At 70.8% G+C, this 16471-nt stretch carries 15 protein-coding genes; 8 read left to right on the top strand and 7 right to left on the bottom strand.

Translation table 11 applies throughout. The features are described from left to right. Positions 1–6: 6 nt before the first annotated feature. Both ABZW17_RS31670 and ABZW17_RS31665 read right to left on the bottom strand, forming a co-directional pair. The gene (locus ABZW17_RS31670; RefSeq protein ID WP_354822429.1) at positions 7–408 is read right to left on the bottom strand and encodes a hypothetical protein; all 402 of its coding nucleotides are present in this window, start codon (positions 406–408) and stop codon (positions 7–9) included. 206 nt (positions 409–614) lie between these two features. Next, a complete protein-coding gene (locus ABZW17_RS31665) occupies positions 615–1595 on the bottom strand; it encodes a heme o synthase (RefSeq protein WP_191314224.1) in 981 nt (326 codons plus the stop codon). Between the two features lie 284 nt (positions 1596–1879). Between ABZW17_RS31665 and tkt the strand changes: the two genes are divergently transcribed. From tkt to pgl, 6 genes are read left to right on the top strand one after another with little or no spacing between them, the layout of a single operon-like run. After that, positions 1880–3982 carry a transketolase gene (gene tkt, locus ABZW17_RS31660; protein WP_354822426.1) on the top strand — a complete coding sequence of 701 codons (2103 nt, stop codon included), beginning with the start codon at positions 1880–1882 and terminating at the stop codon, positions 3980–3982. A gap of 14 nt (positions 3983–3996) precedes the next feature. After that, complete coding sequence (gene tal, locus ABZW17_RS31655) at positions 3997–5109, top strand: transaldolase (protein WP_354822424.1); 1113 nt, start codon at positions 3997–3999, stop codon at positions 5107–5109. An 8-nt stretch (positions 5110–5117) separates the two neighbouring features. Further along, complete coding sequence (locus ABZW17_RS31650; RefSeq protein WP_354822422.1) at positions 5118–6740, top strand: glucose-6-phosphate isomerase; 1623 nt, start codon at positions 5118–5120, stop codon at positions 6738–6740. After that, positions 6737–8260, top strand: a complete 1524-nt coding sequence (zwf, locus tag ABZW17_RS31645; RefSeq protein ID WP_354822420.1) for a glucose-6-phosphate dehydrogenase — start codon at positions 6737–6739, stop codon at positions 8258–8260. Before ABZW17_RS31650 ends, zwf begins: the two co-directional genes overlap by 4 nt. Then, a complete protein-coding gene (gene opcA, locus ABZW17_RS31640; protein WP_354822418.1) occupies positions 8257–9252 on the top strand; it encodes a glucose-6-phosphate dehydrogenase assembly protein OpcA in 996 nt (331 codons plus the stop codon). The genes zwf and opcA overlap by 4 nt, the downstream gene beginning before the upstream one ends. Further along, positions 9249–10028 (top strand): 6-phosphogluconolactonase, encoded by a 780-nt coding sequence (gene pgl, locus ABZW17_RS31635; RefSeq protein WP_354822416.1) that lies wholly within the window; start codon positions 9249–9251, stop codon positions 10026–10028. Before opcA ends, pgl begins: the two co-directional genes overlap by 4 nt. A gap of 76 nt (positions 10029–10104) precedes the next feature. Here the strand turns inward: pgl and ABZW17_RS31630 are convergent, their stop codons facing one another. Further along, positions 10105–10665: a TetR family transcriptional regulator gene (locus tag ABZW17_RS31630; RefSeq protein WP_354822414.1), complete on the bottom strand. Its 561-nt coding sequence runs from the start codon at positions 10663–10665 to the stop codon at positions 10105–10107. Positions 10666–10791: 126 nt separating this feature from the next. Here ABZW17_RS31630 and ABZW17_RS31625 point away from each other — a divergent pair, with 126 nt between their 5' ends. Then, entirely contained in the window at positions 10792–11877 is a 1086-nt protein-coding gene (locus ABZW17_RS31625) for an NAD(P)/FAD-dependent oxidoreductase (protein WP_354822412.1), read from the top strand. A 290-nt stretch (positions 11878–12167) separates the two neighbouring features. Further along, positions 12168–13367 carry a histidine kinase gene (locus tag ABZW17_RS31620; protein ID WP_354822410.1) on the top strand — a complete coding sequence of 400 codons (1200 nt, stop codon included), beginning with the start codon at positions 12168–12170 and terminating at the stop codon, positions 13365–13367. A 291-nt stretch (positions 13368–13658) separates the two neighbouring features. Here ABZW17_RS31620 and ABZW17_RS31615 read toward each other — a convergent pair whose 3' ends face one another. The 4 genes from ABZW17_RS31615 to ABZW17_RS31600 all read right to left on the bottom strand — a co-directional run bounded on the left by ABZW17_RS31615 (position 13659) and on the right by ABZW17_RS31600 (position 16469). Further along, entirely contained in the window at positions 13659–14003 is a 345-nt protein-coding gene (locus tag ABZW17_RS31615; protein WP_354822408.1) for an RNA polymerase-binding protein RbpA, read from the bottom strand. Between the two features lie 108 nt (positions 14004–14111). Continuing rightward, positions 14112–14342: a preprotein translocase subunit SecG gene (gene secG / locus ABZW17_RS31610; RefSeq protein ID WP_086671259.1), complete on the bottom strand. Its 231-nt coding sequence runs from the start codon at positions 14340–14342 to the stop codon at positions 14112–14114. A 127-nt stretch (positions 14343–14469) separates the two neighbouring features. After that, positions 14470–15255 (bottom strand): triose-phosphate isomerase, encoded by a 786-nt coding sequence (gene tpiA / locus ABZW17_RS31605; RefSeq protein ID WP_354822406.1) that lies wholly within the window; start codon positions 15253–15255, stop codon positions 14470–14472. Continuing rightward, positions 15255–16469, bottom strand: a complete 1215-nt coding sequence (locus tag ABZW17_RS31600) for a phosphoglycerate kinase (protein WP_354822404.1) — start codon at positions 16467–16469, stop codon at positions 15255–15257. The genes tpiA and ABZW17_RS31600 overlap by 1 nt, the downstream gene beginning before the upstream one ends. Between the last annotated feature and the right edge of the window lie 2 nt (positions 16470–16471).

The following is a 16471-nucleotide window of genomic DNA, read 5'->3' as shown; positions in this document are numbered from 1 at the left end:
GCGCGATCATTCCGTCCGCAGGTCGCAGGAGGGGAAGACCTCGCTGCCGGCCGGCACGGCGGCGGGCAGCACCCGCTCCCCCGGCGCGCACGAGACGCTCGCCGCGGGCAGTTGTTCACCGCCGGTGATTCGCCCGTCCGGGGCGCGGAACAACACGGCGGCGCCCCGGCTGGTGAGGGCCCGGCAGTTCGCCGAGCGGTAGCGCACCCCGCCGGGAACGACCTCGGCGGTCACGGGCGTGTAGCCGCCGAGAGCCTCCGGCGCGATCCAGACCACCGGACCGACCGCGGGGCGGTCGAGCACGACGCCGGTCCGCTGCCCCGGCAGGAGCACCGGCACCTCGAAGGTCCGCGCACCGGACGTGACGACGATCCGGTAGGCGGCGAGCGTGCTGGCGTTCTCCAGCACGGCTGCGCCGGGGCCCTGTTCGGCGACGCGGACGGCACCGCCGTCGGGAGCCGCTCCGGGGACGGCGGTGATCCGTTTCGGGATGGTGCAGCCGCCGGTGAGCAGCGTCTCGTCCAGGGCCGGGAGCTTCCCGTGGCCGAGCAGGACGAGCAGGCCGAGGACGGCGACCGCGACGGCCGCGGTGCCGGCCCGTCTCAGGGCCGGATTCAGAACGGCAGGCCGAGGGTCGGCAGCCCGATGGCCGAGTCCACCGCCAGCGCCACGAACACGATCATCAGGTACGTGTTCGACCGGTGGAACAGCGCCATCGGCTTGGTCTCTTCGCCACGCCGGACCGCCGCCTGGAGGCTGTGCGCGTAGAAGAGGAACCAGCCGCCCGCGAGGATCGCGAACGTGCCGTACAGCCAGGACGTCACCGGGAGCAGCAGCAGCGTCCACGCCACCATCACCCACGAGTAGATGACGATCTGGCGGGCGACGTGCTGGGCGGTGGCGACCACCGGCAGCATCGGGACGCCGGCGCGCTCGTAGTCGTCGCGGTACTTCATGCCCAGCGCCCACGTGTGCGGCGGGGTCCAGAAGAAGATCACGCCGAACATCACGAACGCCGGCCACTGCACGGTGCCGGTGACGGCGGCCCAGCCGATGACCACCGGCATGCAGCCCGCCGCGCCGCCCCAGACCACGTTCTGCGACGTGCGCCGCTTGAGGCCGAGGGTGTAGACGAAGATGTAGAAGAGGATCGTCGCGATCGCCAGGATCGCCGAGAGCAGGTTCACCGTGAGGTACAGCACGGCGGCCGAAGCGACACCCATCACCAAGCCGAAGATCAGCGCGCCGCGCCGGGGCACGGAGTCCTTGACCAGCGGGCGGCGCTTCGTGCGGTTCATCACCTTGTCGATGTCCGCGTCGATCACGCAGTTGAGGGCGTTCGCGCTGCCCGCGGCCATCGTCCCGCCGACCAGCGTGGCCAGCACCAGCCACGGCGAGGGGATCTGACGGCCGGCCAGGAACATCGCCGGGATGGTGGTCACCAGGAGGAGCTCGATCACCCGGGGCTTGGCCAGCGCGGCGTAGGCGCCGACGACCCGGCGGAGGCTTCGCCGCTCACCGTGCGGTCGTTCACCGGTCGGGTGCACGGCGCTGGTGTCTTCACTGCGTCCGTGCGCAGCGTTCACCGGCGACATTTCACTCCCTGCGTCAGGTTCGGGCGGGTCGCTGCCGGAAGGCCGTGGTGGAGCGCCGGACTGAACCCTCGAACGATGTTAGACGTGGTGAATCCCGTGGGTGATCGCGGGTCCTCGACCGGCTCAAGCACTAGGCTGGCCGCGACGGGCCGCGATTGCCCCTGCGCATGGCCGCGAGCAGGAATATCGTCCCTTCGGGATCGATTGAGATAAGTAGCCGCGCGCACGGGTAACCGGAACGAGGAAGACCAGCCGCAACCATCATGACCGGGAGTTGGAGTTCAGTGTCCGAAACCGCCACTACCAGCGAGAACAACCCACTCCTCCGGCGCAACGTGCCCGCCGACTGGACCGACACCGACACCCGCGCCGTGGACACCGTGCGGGTGCTGGCCGCGGACGCGGTCGAAAACTGTGGCAGTGGCCACCCCGGCACGGCGATGAGCCTCGCGCCGCTGGCCTACACGCTGTTCCAGCGCACGCTGCGTCACGACCCCAACGACCAGCACTGGCCGGGCCGCGACCGCTTCGTCCTCTCCGCCGGGCACTCCAGCCTCACCCTCTACATCCAGCTCTTCCTCGCCGGCTACGGCCTCGAGCTCGAGGACCTCAAGCAGCTGCGCAAGTGGGGCTCCAAGACCCCGGGTCACCCGGAGTACCGCCACACCGACGGCGTCGAGACCACCACCGGTCCGCTGGGCCAGGGCCTGGCGAACGCCGTGGGCATGGCGATGGCCGCCCGCCGCGAGCGCGGCCTGCTCGACCCGGACGCGGCGCCCGGCGAGAGCATCTTCGACCACCACATCTACGTGATCGCCTCCGACGGCGACATCGAAGAGGGCGTCACCTCCGAGGCCTCGTCCATCGCGGGCCGCCAGGAGCTGGGCAACCTGATCGTCTTCTACGACGACAACAAGATCTCGATCGAGGACGACACCAACATCGCGCTGTCCGAGGACACCGTCGCGCGCTACGAGGCCTACGGGTGGCACACCCAGGTCGTCGAGGGCGGCGAGGACGTCGTCGCGATCGAGGAGGCCATCAAGAACGCGAAGGCCGAAACCGGGCGTCCGTCGTTCATCGCGCTGCGGACCGTCATCGGCTACCCGGCCCCGAAGAAGATGGGCACCGGCAAGGCGCACGGCGCCGCGCTGGGCGGCGAAGAGGTCGCCGCGGTCAAGGAGATCCTCGGCTTCGACCCGAACCAGTCGTTCCAGGTCGAGGACGACGTGCTCAAGCACACCCGCCAGGCGGCCGAGCGCGGCCGGGCCGCGCACGCCGAGTGGCAGGAGAAGTACGAGGCCTGGGGCCAGGCCAACCCGGAGCGCAAGAAGATCGGCGACCGGATGGCCACCCGCACGCTGCCCGAGGGCTTCGCCGACAACCTGCCGAAGTGGGAGCCGGACGCCAAGGGCATCGCGACCCGCAAGGCCTCCGGCGAGGTGCTCAACGCCCTCGCCGAGCCGCTGCCGGAGCTGTGGGGCGGCTCGGCCGACCTGGCCGAGAGCAACAACACGACGATGAAGGGCGCCGACTCGTTCGGCCCCGAGAAGGCCGCCACCGACATGTGGCAGGCCAACCCGTACGGCCGGACGCTGCACTTCGGCGTCCGCGAGCACGCCATGGGCTCGATCCTGAACGGGATCGCGCTGCACGGCGGCACCCGCCCGTACGGCGCGACGTTCCTCATCTTCTCCGACTACATGCGCCCGCCGGTCCGGCTGGCCGCGCTGATGAAGGCGCCGGTCACCTACGTCTGGACGCACGACTCGATCGGCCTCGGCGAGGACGGCCCGACGCACCAGCCGATCGAGCAGCTCTCCGCGCTGCGCGCGATCCCGGGCCTCAACGTCGTCCGCCCGGCGGACGCCAACGAGACCGCGTACGCGTGGAAGGCGGTCCTGGAGGACATCCACCACCCGTCGGGCCTGGCGCTGACCCGCCAGAACGTGCCGGTGCTCGAAGGCACCAGCGCCGAGGGCGTCGCCAAGGGCGGGTACGTCCTGGCCGACAGCGAAGGCACCCCGGACGTCGTGCTGATGGCCACCGGTTCCGAGGTCCAGCTCGCCGTCGAGGCGAAGAAGACCCTCGAAGCCGACGGCGTCAAGGCGCGCGTCGTGTCCATGCCGTGCGTCGAGTGGTTCGACGCGCAGGACGCGGCCTACCGCGAGTCCGTCATCCCGGCCGCCGTGAAGGCCCGCGTGTCCGTCGAGGCGGGCATCGCCCAGTCGTGGCACCGCTTCACGGGTGACGCCGGGGTGAACGTTTCGATCGAGCACTTCGGCGCTTCCGCCGATGCCGCCACACTGTTCCGTGAGTTCGGGTTCACCGCGGAAGCCGTCGTCGAGGCCGCCCGTCGCTCGATCCAGAACACCCAGAATTCCTGAAGGGGATGACAGTAATGAGCAACGACAAGCTCGCCGCGTTGTCCGAAGCCGGTGTGTCCATCTGGCTCGACGACCTCTCCCGTGAACGCCTGAACACCGGCAACCTCGCCGGCCTGGTCCGCGACAAGCACGTCGTCGGTGTCACGACCAACCCGACGATCTTCGCCAACGCGATGTCGAAGGGCGACGCCTACGACGAGCGCACGCGTGAGCTGGCCGCCCAGGGCGCCGACGTCGAGGCGACCATCCGCGACCTGACCACGACCGACGTGCGCAACGCCGCGGACCTGTTCCGCGACGTCTACAACGCCACGAACGGCGTCGACGGCCGCGTCTCCATCGAGGTCGACCCGCGCCTGGCCAAGGACACCGGCAAGACGGTGGCCGAGGCGAAGGACCTGTGGAAGACCGTCGACCGGCCGAACGTGCTGATCAAGATCCCGGCCACCGAAGAGGGCCTGCCGGCGATCACCGCCACGCTGGCCGAGGGCATCAGCGTCAACGTCACGCTGATCTTCTCCGTCGAGCGCTACAAGAAGGTCATCGAGGCCTTCTTCGCCGGCCTGGAGCAGGCGAAGGCCAACGGCCACGACCTGCGCGGCATCCACTCGGTGGCGTCGTTCTTCGTGTCCCGGGTGGACACCGAGATCGACAAGCGCCTGGAAGCCATCGGCACCGACGAGGCGCTGGCGCTGCGCGGCAAGGCGGCGGTCGCCAACGCGCGGCTCGCCTACGCGGCCTTCGAGGAGCTGTTCGCTTCGGACCGCTGGAAGGCCCTCGCGGCCGACGGCGCCAACGCGCAGCGCCCGCTGTGGGCGTCGACCGGCGTGAAGAACCCGGACTACTCCCCCACGCTGTACGTCGACGACCTGGTCGTCAAGGACACCGTCAACACGATGCCGGAGAAGACCCTCGACGCGGTCGCGGAGCACTCCGAGCTCAAGGGCGACCAGGTCACCGGCCGTGGCGAAGAGGCGCAGGCCGTCTTCGACCGGCTCTCGGCCGTCGGCATCGACATCACCGACGTGTTCCTGGTGCTGGAGAACGAAGGCGTCGAGAAGTTCGAGAAGTCGTGGACCGAACTGCTGGACACCGTGAACGGGCAGCTCGAGAAGGCGAAGGGCTGAAGCTCGACATGACGACAGGCGAAAAGACCGGCGTCGAGATCGTGGACGCCGCACTGGCGGAGCGGGCCGCACCGCTGGCCGAACAACTGGTCGCCGACCAGGCCGCGTCGAAGCTGGCGGCGCAGGACGCGACGCTCTGGGGGCCGGACGCCGAATCCGAGGCGTCGATCCGGCTGTCGTGGACGACGCTGCACAAGTCGTCCCGGCCGCTGATCGGCGAGATCGAGGCGCTGCGGACCGAGCTGCGGTCCGAGGGCGTCGACCGCGTGGTGCTGGCCGGCATGGGCGGCTCGTCGCTGGCGCCGGAGGTGATCACCGCCACCGACGGCGTCGCGCTGACCGTGCTCGACACCACCGACCCCGGCCAGGTCGCCGACGCGCTGGCCGGTGACCTCGAGCGCACGGTGATCGTGGTGTCGTCGAAGTCGGGCGGCACCGTCGAGACCGACAGCCACCGGCGGATCTTCGCGAAAGCGTTCGCCGACGCGGGGATCGACGCGGCCCGGCGGATCGTGGTCGTCACCGACCCCGGCTCGCCGTTCCAGGCACTGTCCGAAAAGGAGGGTTACCGCAAGACCTTCCTCGCCGACCCGCACGTCGGCGGCCGCTACTCGGCGCTGACCGCGTTCGGGCTCGTCCCGGCCGGCCTGGCCGGCGCGGACGTCGCCCGGCTGCTCGACCAGGCCGCTTCGGCGGCCGAGGAGCTCGCGGCCGACGACGCGGAGAACCCGGCGGTCAAGCTGGCCGCCGCGTGGGCCGCGGCGCACGAGGCCGGCGCCGAGAAGGTCGTCCTCGCCGACACCGGTTCGGGCATCAAGGGCTTCCCGGACTGGGCGGAGCAGCTGATCGCGGAGTCGACCGGCAAGCAGGGCACCGGCCTGCTGCCGGTCGCGGTCGAGGGCCCGCAGGCGGCCGGCTTCGCCGACGCCGGGTCCGACGCGACGGCCACGGCGGTCGGCAGCCCGCAGGGTGCGGCGAAGATCGCCGTCACCGGCTCGCTCGGCGCGCAGTTCCTGCTCTGGGAGTTCGCCACGGCGCTGGCCGGCCGGCTGCTCGGGATCAACCCGTTCGACCAGCCGGACGTCGAGGCGGCCAAGAAGGCGGCCCGCGCGCTGCTGGACGACCCGGAGAAGCTGAAGGGCGGCGAAGCACCGTCCAACGTGGACGGTCCGGTCGAGGTCTTCGGTTCGTCCGGCGTGGCCACGGACGGCAGCCTGACCGACGTGCTGCGCGCGTTCTTCGCGTCGGCGCCGGACGCGGGCTACATCGCGGTGCAGGCCTACCTCGACCGCCTCGACGACGCGTCGACCGAGCTGCTGCGCGGCGAGATCGCCAAGGTCACCGGCAAGCAGACGACGTTCGGCTGGGGCCCGCGGTTCCTGCACTCCACCGGCCAGTACCACAAGGGCGGGCACCAGAACGGCGTCTTCCTGCAGCTGACCGGCGCCGTCGAGCAGGACCTCGACGTGCCGGACCGGCCGTACACCCTCGGTCAGCTGCAGCACGCCCAGGCCCTCGGCGACGGGCAGGTGCTCGCCGAGCACGACCGCCCGGTGCTGCGCCTGCACCTGACCGACCGGGCCGCGGGCCTCGCGGCCGTCGTCCGCGCGGTACAGGAGGCCGGCGCATGACCTGGAGCAACCCGCTGCGCGATCCGCGGGACAAGCGGCTCCCGCGCATCGCCGGGCCGTCCAGCCTGGTGATCTTCGGGGTCACCGGCGACCTGGCCCGCAAGAAGCTGATGCCCGCCATCTACGACCTGGCCAACCGCGGGCTGCTGCCCGCCGGCTTCTCGCTCGTCGGGTTCGCCCGCCGCGACTGGGAGCACCAGGACTTCGGCGAGCTCGTGCACGACTCGGTCAAGGAACACGCACGGACGCCGTTCAAGGAGTCGGTGTGGAACCGGCTCGCCGAAGGCATCCGGTTCGTCCAGGGCACCTTCGACGACGACGACGCCTTCGACCGGCTCGCGCAGACGGTCCGCGACCTCGACACCGAACGCGGCACCGGCGGCAACACCGCGTTCTACCTGTCGATCCCACCCGGCGCGTTCCCGGTGGTGACCAAGCAGCTGGCCCGCTCGGGCCTGGCGAACGCCGACGAGAACACCTGGCGGCGCGTCGTCATCGAGAAGCCCTTCGGCCACGATCTCAAGAGCGCCGAAGAGCTGAACGGGATCGTCAACGACGTCTTCCCCGAGGAGTCGGTGTTCCGCATCGACCACTACCTCGGCAAGGAGACGGTGCAGAACATCCTGGCGCTGCGCTTCGCGAACCAGCTGTTCGAGCCGATCTGGAACGCCAACTTCGTCGACCACGTGCAGATCACCATGGCCGAGGACATCGGCCTCGGCGGCCGCGCGGGGTACTACGACGGCATCGGCGCGGCGCGCGACGTCATCCAGAACCACCTGCTGCAGCTGCTCGCCTTCACCGCGATGGAGGAGCCGCTGTCGTTCGAGCCGCGGGCCCTGCGCGCGGAGAAGATCAAGGTGCTTTCGGGCACCAAGCCGCTGGGGCCGCTGAACAAGACGAGCGCGCGCGGCCAGTACGCGGGCGGCTGGCAGGGCGGCACGAAGGTGCCCGGCCTGCTTCAGGAAGAGGGCTTCGCGAAGGACTCGAAGACCGAGACCTACGCGGCGGTGACCCTCGAGGTGCAGAACCGCCGCTGGGCCGGGGTGCCGTTCTACCTGCGCACCGGCAAGCGGCTCGGCCGCCGCGTCACCGAGATCGCTGTCGTGTTCAAGCGGGCGCCGCACCTGCCGTTCGACTCGACGTCGACCGAGGAGCTGGGGCAGAACGCCCTGGTCATCCGGGTCCAGCCGGACGAGGGCATCACGCTGCGGTTCGGCTCGAAGGTGCCGGGGACCACGATGGAGGTCCGCGACGTCACGATGGACTTCGGCTATGGCCACGCGTTCACCGAGTCCTCCCCCGAGGCCTACGAACGGCTGATCCTGGACGTCCTGCTCGGTGAGCCGTCGCTGTTCCCGGTGAACGAAGAGGTCGAGCTCTCCTGGAAGATCCTCGACCCGATCCTGGAGCACTGGGCGAAGGAAGGCGCGCCGGAGCAGTACGCGCCGGGCACGTGGGGCCCGCCGTCCGCCGACGAAATGCTGGAGCGCACCGGCCGGAAATGGAGGCGCCCGTGATCATCGACCTGCCGTCCACCACGACTTCGGCACTCAACAAGAAGCTGGTGGAGATCCGCGAACAGGGCGGGCAGGTCGCGCTGGGGCGCGTCCTGACGCTGGTGATCGTGGCCGACGACGACGCCAAGCTCGAAGAAGCCATCGAGGCGGCCAACGGCGCGAGCCGCGAGCACCCGTCCCGGGTGATCGTGGTGGCCAAGGGCGCCCGCACGGCGGCCCCGCGCATCGACGGCCAGATCCGGGTCGGCGGCGACGCCGGCGCGAGCGAGGTCATCGTGCTGCGGCTGTACGGCCCGCTGGCCGCGCAGGGCCAGAGCGCGGTGGTGCCGCTGCTGCTGCCGGACGCGCCGATCGTCTGCTGGTGGCCCGGGGCCGGCCCGAAGGACCCGGACAAGGACCCGCTCGGCGAGCTGGCCCAGCGCCGGATCACCGACTCGGCCGCGGAGAAGAACCCGGTCAAGGCGCTGACGACGCGGGCGAAGGCGTACACCGAAGGCGACACCGACCTGGCCTGGACGCGCCTGACGCACTGGCGCGCCCAGCTCGTCTCGGCGCTGGACCTGCCGCCGTACGAGAAGATCACGGCGGCGACGGTGACCGGCGAGGCCGACTCGCCGTCGACCGAGCTGCTGGCCGCCTGGCTGGCCGAGTACCTGAAGGTGCCGGTCAAGCGGGTCAAGAGCTCGGGCGCGGCCGGGATCATCTCGGTGACGCTGGAGCGCCGCTCGGGCCCGGTGGAACTGCACCGCCCGGACGGCCGCGTGGGCACGCTGACCCAGCCGGGCCAGCCGACCCGCCGCATCGCGTTGCAGCGGCGCAGCACGCAGGACTGCCTGGTCGAGGAGCTCCGCCGGCTGGACCCGGACGAGGTCTACGAAGCGGCCCTGCAGGGCCTGGGCAAGATCACGTCGGGCACGAACGGCAAGCCGGGGACACCGCCCAAGGCGGACGTGACGTCGCCGGCCGCCGCGGCCGCGGGTGCCAAGAAATGAGCAAGACGGAAGTCGTCGTCTACGCGAACCAGGACCTCCTGGCCGCCGCGGCGGCGGCCAGGCTGGTCACGCGGCTGGTGGACGTCCAGGCGGCCAAGGGATCGGCCTCCCTGGTCCTGACGGGCGGCGGCACGGGGATCGCGGTGCTCTCGGAGCTGCGGGCCTCCTCGGCCCGCGACGCGATCGACTGGTCCCGCCTGGACATCTACTGGGGCGACGAGCGGTTCGTCCCGGCGGATTCGGACGAGCGGAACGAGAAGCAGGCCCGCGAGGCGCTCCTGGACCACGTCCCGCTGGACCCGAAGCGCGTCCACGTGATGGCCCCGTCGGACGGCGAGTTCGGGTCCGACGTGGACGCGGCCGCGGCGGCGTACGCCTCGGAGCTGGCGTCGCAGGCGGGGCCGGAGGACCACGGGGACGTGCCGTCGTTCGACATCATGCTGCTGGGCCTCGGGGGTGAAGGGCACACGGCATCGGTGTTCCCGGAGTCCCCGGCGGTGTACGAGGCGGAGCGTTCGGTGGTGGCGGTGCGGAACTGCCCCAAGCCACCGCCGACGCGGATTTCGCTGACGCTGCCGGCGATTCGCCGGGCGCGGGACGTGTGGCTGATGACGGCCGGTGAGGCGAAGGCGGACGCGGTGGCGTTGGCGTTGGCCGGTGCCGGGGAGGTCCAGCTGCCCGTGGCCGGGGCGCGTGGGCACCGTCGGACGTTGTGGCTGCTGGACCGGGCCGCGGCGGGGAAGCTGACGAAGGTGTACCAGCCGCCCACGGCTTGAGTTGTTCGTACGGTTCGGTGAAGGCCCTCTGCTTCGGCAGGGGGCCTTCACTCGTCGGGTCGGCCGCGCTGGCCGCTCACTCCGTGCGCCAGCCCCGTTCCAAGCGCGCGAAGATCTCCTCGGCGGCCCGCCTCCGGTGTGGATGGGCCAAGATCAGCTCCCTCGACGCCAGCGCGAAGCGAGCCAAGGCCGCGCACGCGATGTCGTCCTCCGGCGCTCCTGACTCCTCGGCTATCGCGCGGGCCAGGGCCGTCTCGTGGCGCATCCACATCCGTCTCGCGTGGTCGCGCAGCGTCGGGGTGCTCTCGATCAGGCGGAGGAACGGCTCGTCCGGGCCGAACGCGATGTCCCGCAGCATGTACTCGCGCAGCGCGTCCACGATCGTGTGCGCCGGCGGGCGGCCGTGCACCGCCTGGACCAGGGCTGCCTCGATGTCGTCGTCCTGGTCGAACACCAGGGCTTCCTTGCTCGGGAAGTGCTTGAACAGCGTCGTCACGGAGACGTCCGCGGCGTCCGCGATCTCCTTCACCCCGACCTGGTCGTAGCCGCGCTCCAGGAACAGCGCGAGCGCCGCGTCGGCCAGCGCCTGGCGGGTCTGCGCCTTCTTGCGCTCGCGGCGCCCGATCACTTCCGTCATGGCCGTCAGCCTACGTGATGGTGGACTCACTTCAAAAGTTTAGTCATTGCACTTTTGTAGTCACTATGGTTTTCTCGGAGGCACGCCGCCGGACGAGCCGGCGGCCCCGAACTCCAGGGGGAAGCCATGAACTCCATCGCGATCGTCGGCGCCGGGCTCGGCGGGCTCGCCTGTGCCCGCGTCCTGCAGCTCCACGGCGTCGACGTCACCGTCTTCGAGCAGGAAGCCTCGGCCGCCGCCCGCCCCCAGGGCGGCACCCTCGACATGCACGGCGACACCGGCCAGGTCGCCCTCCGCACGGCCGAGTTGCACGAAGAATTCCGCGCACTGGCGAGGCCCGAAGGCCAGCAGATGCGCGCCCTCGACCCCCGCACCGCCGAGGTGGTCGTCGACGAAGCCCCCGACGGCGACTTCCGGCCCGAGATCGACCGCGGCCAGCTCCGCGGGATCCTGCTCGACTCCCTCACCCCCGGCACGGTCCGCTGGGGGTGTTCGGTCGCCGACGTCACCAAGGCCGGCCGGCTGACGTTCGCCGACGGCACGTCCCGCGCCTTCGACCTGGTCGTCGGCGCGGACGGCGCGTGGTCCCGGGTCCGGCGCGCGCTCACCGGCGTCCGGCCGGAGTACAGCGGGGTGACGTTCGTCGAGTTCGGCCTCGACGACGCGGACCGCCGTCACCCGGCACTGAGCGCGCGGACGGGCCAGGGCACGATGATGACGAAGGTCGGCGGGAAGGCCATCGTCGCGCAGCGCACCAGCAGCGGGCACGTCCGCTGTTACGCGACGTTCTACGCACCGGAGGACTGGGCCGCCGGCCTCGACTTCTCCGACGCGGCCGCGGTGCGCGCGCACCTTCTGGAGCGCTACGCGGGCTGGCACCCGGACGTGCTCGCCTACGTCCGGGACCACGACGGCGGGTTCACCCACCGGCCGCTGTACGTCCTGCCGGTCCCGCATGCCTGGACGACCGCCCCGGGGCTCACCCTGCTCGGCGACGCGGCGCACCTGATGCCGCCGCTCGGGGTCGGCGCGAACCTCGCCATGCTCGACGGCACCGAGCTGGCGACGGCGCTGGCCACGGCGTCGAGCGTCGAGGAGGCGGTCCGGGCCTACGAGGCCGGCATGATGCCGCGGTCGATCGAGACCGCGAAAGCCTGCGCGTCGGGCCTGCACGACCTGCTGAGCGACGACCTGGGGTCGATGGCGGCCTGAGAGCTATCGCCGGGCGACCACACGTGGGTAACATGATTCCCACGATGTGGTCGTCTTGGCGCACAGTGGGAAACCAGGTTCCCACCCTGAGTAGCACCTCTCGCCGCCTATCCCCCGGACGGCCCAGCCCATTACGGAATCCGGACGCCGGAGCATCGACTGCGGGTGAAACTAACCGTCTCCGTACGCCACCTCGTTAGCATCCGCACATTTGTCTGCCGCTGCGCGTCCCGATCGGGCTCCGAGCGCCTCTCACCACCAAGTCCACAAGACGAATGGGGTCGCCAGCGATGAGTACAGAGGGACTCTCGATTCCAGGCATCTCGATCGCGAGCTCGGGGCCGTCGGCCGCCGAGCGGGTGCGAAAGCGGGGGCTGAGCGTGTTCGGCTCGGTGCCGCGCCCCGCTGTCGTCACGTTCGCCATCGAGGCGGCCGCGGTCATCCTGGCCGTGCTCGACGTCTGGCTGGTGATCCCCGAGAAGGCCCAGCCGTACTCGATCTGGCTGTCCGGCGCCGCCTGTCTCGCGGTGGTGTTCCGGCGCAAGTTCCCGTTCCTCGCCGTGCTCGTCGCGGTCCCCGGCTTCCTGGCCGGCTGGGCGCAGCTCGCGTCGATGATCACGCTCGGCATGCTCGCCACCCGCCGCCAGCTGCACTGGCAGGTCTGGGTGGGCGCGGCGCTGGTGTGGATGTGCCGGTTCGTGCAGTGGCCGCTGGAGGACTTCGCCCAGCTCAGCTGGCGCGAGCACATCCTCGACGGCATCTACGGCGTGCTGGTCGCCGGCATGCCGATCGCGATCGGCCTGCTCATCGGAGCGCGGACCGAGGTCGCGAACAAGCTCGCCGAGCTGGCCACGAGCCGCGACCGCGAGCGCCGCTTCCACGCCGACGCCGTCCGCGCGGAGGAACGCGCCCGGCTGGCCCGCGAGATGCACGACGTCGTCTCCCACCAGATCACGCTGATCGCCATGCAGGCGGGCGCGCTGCAGGCCCAGACCACCGACGACCGCGCGCAGGAGACGGCCCAGGTCATCCGGACGCTGTCGAAGCGGACGCTGGAGGAGCTGCGTTCGCTGCTGAGCGTCCTGCGCGCGGGCGCGGACGACGACGGCCCGCGGCCGGGCATCAACGACCTCGACCGGCTGATCCGCACGTCGGAGGTCCCGGTGCACCTGTCGGTGGAGCACCTGCCGGAGGCCCTGCCGAACCAGGTGTCGGCGGCGGCGTACCGGACGGTCCAGGAGTGCCTGACGAACGTCCACAAGCACGCCCCGGGCGCGACGGCGACGATCCGCATCCAGGGTGAGCACGGCGCGCTCAAGATCGAGGTCCGCAACGAGCGGGCCAACCGCCCGGGCGAGGCATTGCCCTCGGGCGGCCACGGCTTGACGGGCCTGGCCGAGCGCGCACGGCTGCTGGGCGGAAGTTTCGAGACATCGGGCACGGAGGACGGCGGATTCCGGGTGCGGGCCCGCTATCCGCTGGACCGCTGACCCCCAGCCCTCGCAGGTCGGCGGTGAGGCGGCTCAAGCGTCAGCTCGCCCCAGCGGGGCATCACGCGTGCCCAAAGGGGCTTCGGGCGTGATTGGCGGGGCATCACGCGTGATGGAGGGGCATCGGGCTGATGACCCCTCCAGTCACGCGTAAGTCCCCGTCAATCACGTGTGATGCCTCGGCAGTCACGTGTGATGCCTGGTTGGGCACGGTGTCGCGGCTGCGTGGACGCGCGAAAAACCACCTCGAGGGGTTTGCTTCCCTCGGGGTGGCTTTCAGCGGGAATCCGCTTAGATGATTTCCCGGCGCTTGCGCAGGCGCTCGAGCGCCTCCGCCAGGATGGCCTCGCCGTCGGAGTCGCTGCGGCGCTCCTTCACGTAGGCCAAGTGCGTCTTGTACGGCTCGGTCCGCGGCGCGGCCGGCGGGTTCTTCTCGTCCTGGCCGCCGGGGAGACCGCAGCGCGGGCAGTCCCACTCGTCGGGGATCTCCGCGTCGAGCGCGAACGACGGGCGAGCCTCGTGCCCGTTGGCACACCAGTAGGAGATGCGGCGGCGCGGCGCCGACTCACCCCGTTCCGATTCGCCCGTAGGACCGGCACCCACCCGGGTGCCCCGAATCGCGTTACCGCCAACCATGAATCCTCACACCTAGGAATCGGCGGCGCGCCCCCCAATAGGCACGCCGAATCGCTGCGTCCCGCCGTCTCGACCCGGTCGCGGCCGACGGACAGGACGCCGGACGCCTCACACCTTGAGCAGCAGACCCAGGCCCACGATGCTGATCAGCCAGACCGCGCCCAGCAGCAGGGTGATCCGGTCGAGGTTCTTCTCGGCCACGCTCGACCCGGCCAGGCTCGACTGCATCCCGCCGCCGAACAGCGACGACAGGCCGCCGCCACGCCCGCGGTGCAGCAGAACCGCCACCACGAGGAAGACGCTGGAGACGATCAACAGGATTTGCAGGAACAGCTTCATGTCATCCTCTGGGCTCTAGGAGAATGCAGGGGCACGGCATGGTCGTTTCCGACCACCACCGTACCCCTGGACTCGTCCACTGCTGTGTGACGGACCGGATACACAGGCTACCCGGTCGTGGCCTCGATCAGGGCAGCGGCCCGCCCGCGGCGAGTGCGCAGAGTTTCGTGAACTCCTCACCGTCGAGGCTCGCTCCGCCGACCAGGGCACCGTCGATGTTCTCGCAGCCCACCAGCTCGCTGATGTTGCCCGATTTGACCGATCCCCCGTAGAGCACCCGGACGGACGAAGCGACCTCGTCGCCGTACTTCTCCTGGAGGGTCGCGCGGATGGCCTTGCAGACCTCTTCGGCGTCCGCGGACGACGCGACCTTGCCGGTGCCGATCGCCCAGACCGGCTCGTACGCGACGACCACGCCGGAGACCTGTTCGGCCTTGAGGCCCTTCAGGCCCTCGATCAGCTGCGTCGTGGTGTGGTGGATGTGCTCGCCGGCCTCGCGGACCTCGAGCTTCTCCCCGATGCAGAGGATCGGCGTGATGCCGTGCTTGAGCGCGGCCTTGACCTTCTTGTTGACCAGTTCGTCGGACTCGGCGTGGTATTCGCGCCGCTCCGAGTGCCCGACCGTGACGAACTTGCAGCCCAGCTTGGCCAGCATCAGCCCCGAGATGTCGCCGGTGTACGCGCCCGAATCCTGCGGCGCCACGTCCTGCGCGCCGTAGGTGAGCGACAGCTTGTCGCCGTCGACCAGGGTCTGCACGCTGCGGATGTCGGTGAACGGCGGCAGCACCGCCACGTCGACCTTCGCGTAGTACTTCTCCGGCAGCGCGAAGGCGATCTTCTGCACCAGCGCGATGGCCTCGAGGTGGTTCTGGTTCATCTTCCAGTTGCCGGCGATGAACGGCTTGCGTGCCACTAGTTCTTCTCCTCCAGCGCCACGACGCCCGGCAGTTCCTTGCCCTCGAGGTACTCCAGCGAGGCCCCGCCACCGGTGGAGATGTGCGAGAAGCCGTCCTCGGGCAGGCCCAGCTGCCGCACCGCGGCGGCCGAGTCGCCGCCGCCGACGACGGTGAACGCGTCGCTCTTCACGAGCGCCTCCGCGACGGCACGGGTGCCGCCGGAGAACGCCTCGAACTCGAACACGCCCATCGGGCCGTTCCAGAACACCGTCTGCGCGTCGGCCAGCTTGCTCGCGAACAGCTCACGGCTGCGCGGGCCGATGTCGAGGCCCTGGCGGTCGGCCGGGATCGCGGTCGCGTCGACGACCTCGTTCTCCGCGTCGGCGGCGAACTCGGTCGCGGCCAGCACGTCGACCGGCAGGACCAGTTCGACGCCGCGCTTCTCGGCTTCGGCGAGGAAGCCCTTGACCTGGTCGAGCTGGTCGGCCTGCAGCAGCGACTGGCCGACCTCGTGGCCCTGGGCCTTGAGGAAGGTGTACGCCATGCCGCCGCCGACGATCAGCCTGTCGACCTTCGTCAGCAGGTTCGCGATGACGCCGAGCTTGTCGGACACCTTCGCGCCGCCGAGCACGACCACGTACGGCCGCCGGACGTCGTCGGTCAGCTTCTTCAGCACGTCCAGCTCGGCCAGCACCAGGCCACCCGCGTACGCCGGCAGCACCGACGCGACCTCGTAGACCGAGGCCTGCTTGCGGTGGACGACACCGAAGCCGTCGGAGACGAACGCGCCGCCCGGGACGAGCGCGCCCAGCTCGGCGGCCAGCTCGGAGCGGTCCACGGCGTCCTTGCTGGTCTCGCGGGCGTCGAAGCGCACGTTCTCCAGCAGGACGACCCCACCGTCGGCCAGGCCGCCGGTCAGCGCCTTCGCGGACTCGCCGACGAGGTCACCGGCCAGCGCGACCTCGGCACCGAGCAGCTCGGACAGCCGCTTCGCGACCGGCGCGAGGGTGTACTTCGGGTCCGGCTCGCCCTTCGGGCGGCCGAGGTGCGCGGTGACGACGACCTTCGCGCCCGCGTCGGCGAGCTTCTTGATCGTCGGCAACGCCGCGCGGACCCGGCCGTCGTCGGTGATGCGGTCCCCGTCGAGCGGGACGTTCAGGTCGGAACGCACGAGTGCGTACCGGCCCTGAACGCCCTCGCCCAGCAGGTCGTCGAGGTTCTTGACGCTCATCC

Source organism: Amycolatopsis sp. NPDC004625, assembly GCF_040609695.1.
Classification (GTDB): Bacteria; Actinomycetota; Actinomycetes; order Mycobacteriales; family Pseudonocardiaceae; genus Amycolatopsis.
Note: the sequence above shows the minus strand (reverse complement) of the source record. Positions and strands in the feature narration are given on the sequence as shown.

Excerpts from the sequence above, each read along its gene's own strand:
- ABZW17_RS31665 (WP_191314224.1), bottom strand. The coding sequence starts at position 1,595 with ATGTCGCCGGTGAACGCTGCGCACGGACGCAGTGAAGACACCAGCGCC.
- ABZW17_RS31650 (WP_354822422.1), top strand. The coding sequence starts at position 5,118 with ATGACGACAGGCGAAAAGACCGGCGTCGAGATCGTGGACGCCGCACTG.
- pgl (WP_354822416.1), top strand. The coding sequence starts at position 9,249 with ATGAGCAAGACGGAAGTCGTCGTCTACGCGAACCAGGACCTCCTGGCC.
- secG (WP_086671259.1), bottom strand. The coding sequence starts at position 14,342 with ATGAAGCTGTTCCTGCAAATCCTGTTGATCGTCTCCAGCGTCTTCCTC.
- ABZW17_RS31625 (WP_354822412.1), top strand. The coding sequence starts at position 10,792 with ATGAACTCCATCGCGATCGTCGGCGCCGGGCTCGGCGGGCTCGCCTGT.
- zwf (WP_354822420.1), top strand. The coding sequence starts at position 6,737 with ATGACCTGGAGCAACCCGCTGCGCGATCCGCGGGACAAGCGGCTCCCG.
- ABZW17_RS31630 (WP_354822414.1), bottom strand. The coding sequence starts at position 10,665 with ATGACGGAAGTGATCGGGCGCCGCGAGCGCAAGAAGGCGCAGACCCGC.
- ABZW17_RS31600 (WP_354822404.1), bottom strand. The coding sequence starts at position 16,469 with ATGAGCGTCAAGAACCTCGACGACCTGCTGGGCGAGGGCGTTCAGGGC.
- tal (WP_354822424.1), top strand. The coding sequence starts at position 3,997 with ATGAGCAACGACAAGCTCGCCGCGTTGTCCGAAGCCGGTGTGTCCATC.
- ABZW17_RS31615 (WP_354822408.1), bottom strand. The coding sequence starts at position 14,003 with ATGGTTGGCGGTAACGCGATTCGGGGCACCCGGGTGGGTGCCGGTCCT.
- ABZW17_RS31620 (WP_354822410.1), top strand. The coding sequence starts at position 12,168 with ATGAGTACAGAGGGACTCTCGATTCCAGGCATCTCGATCGCGAGCTCG.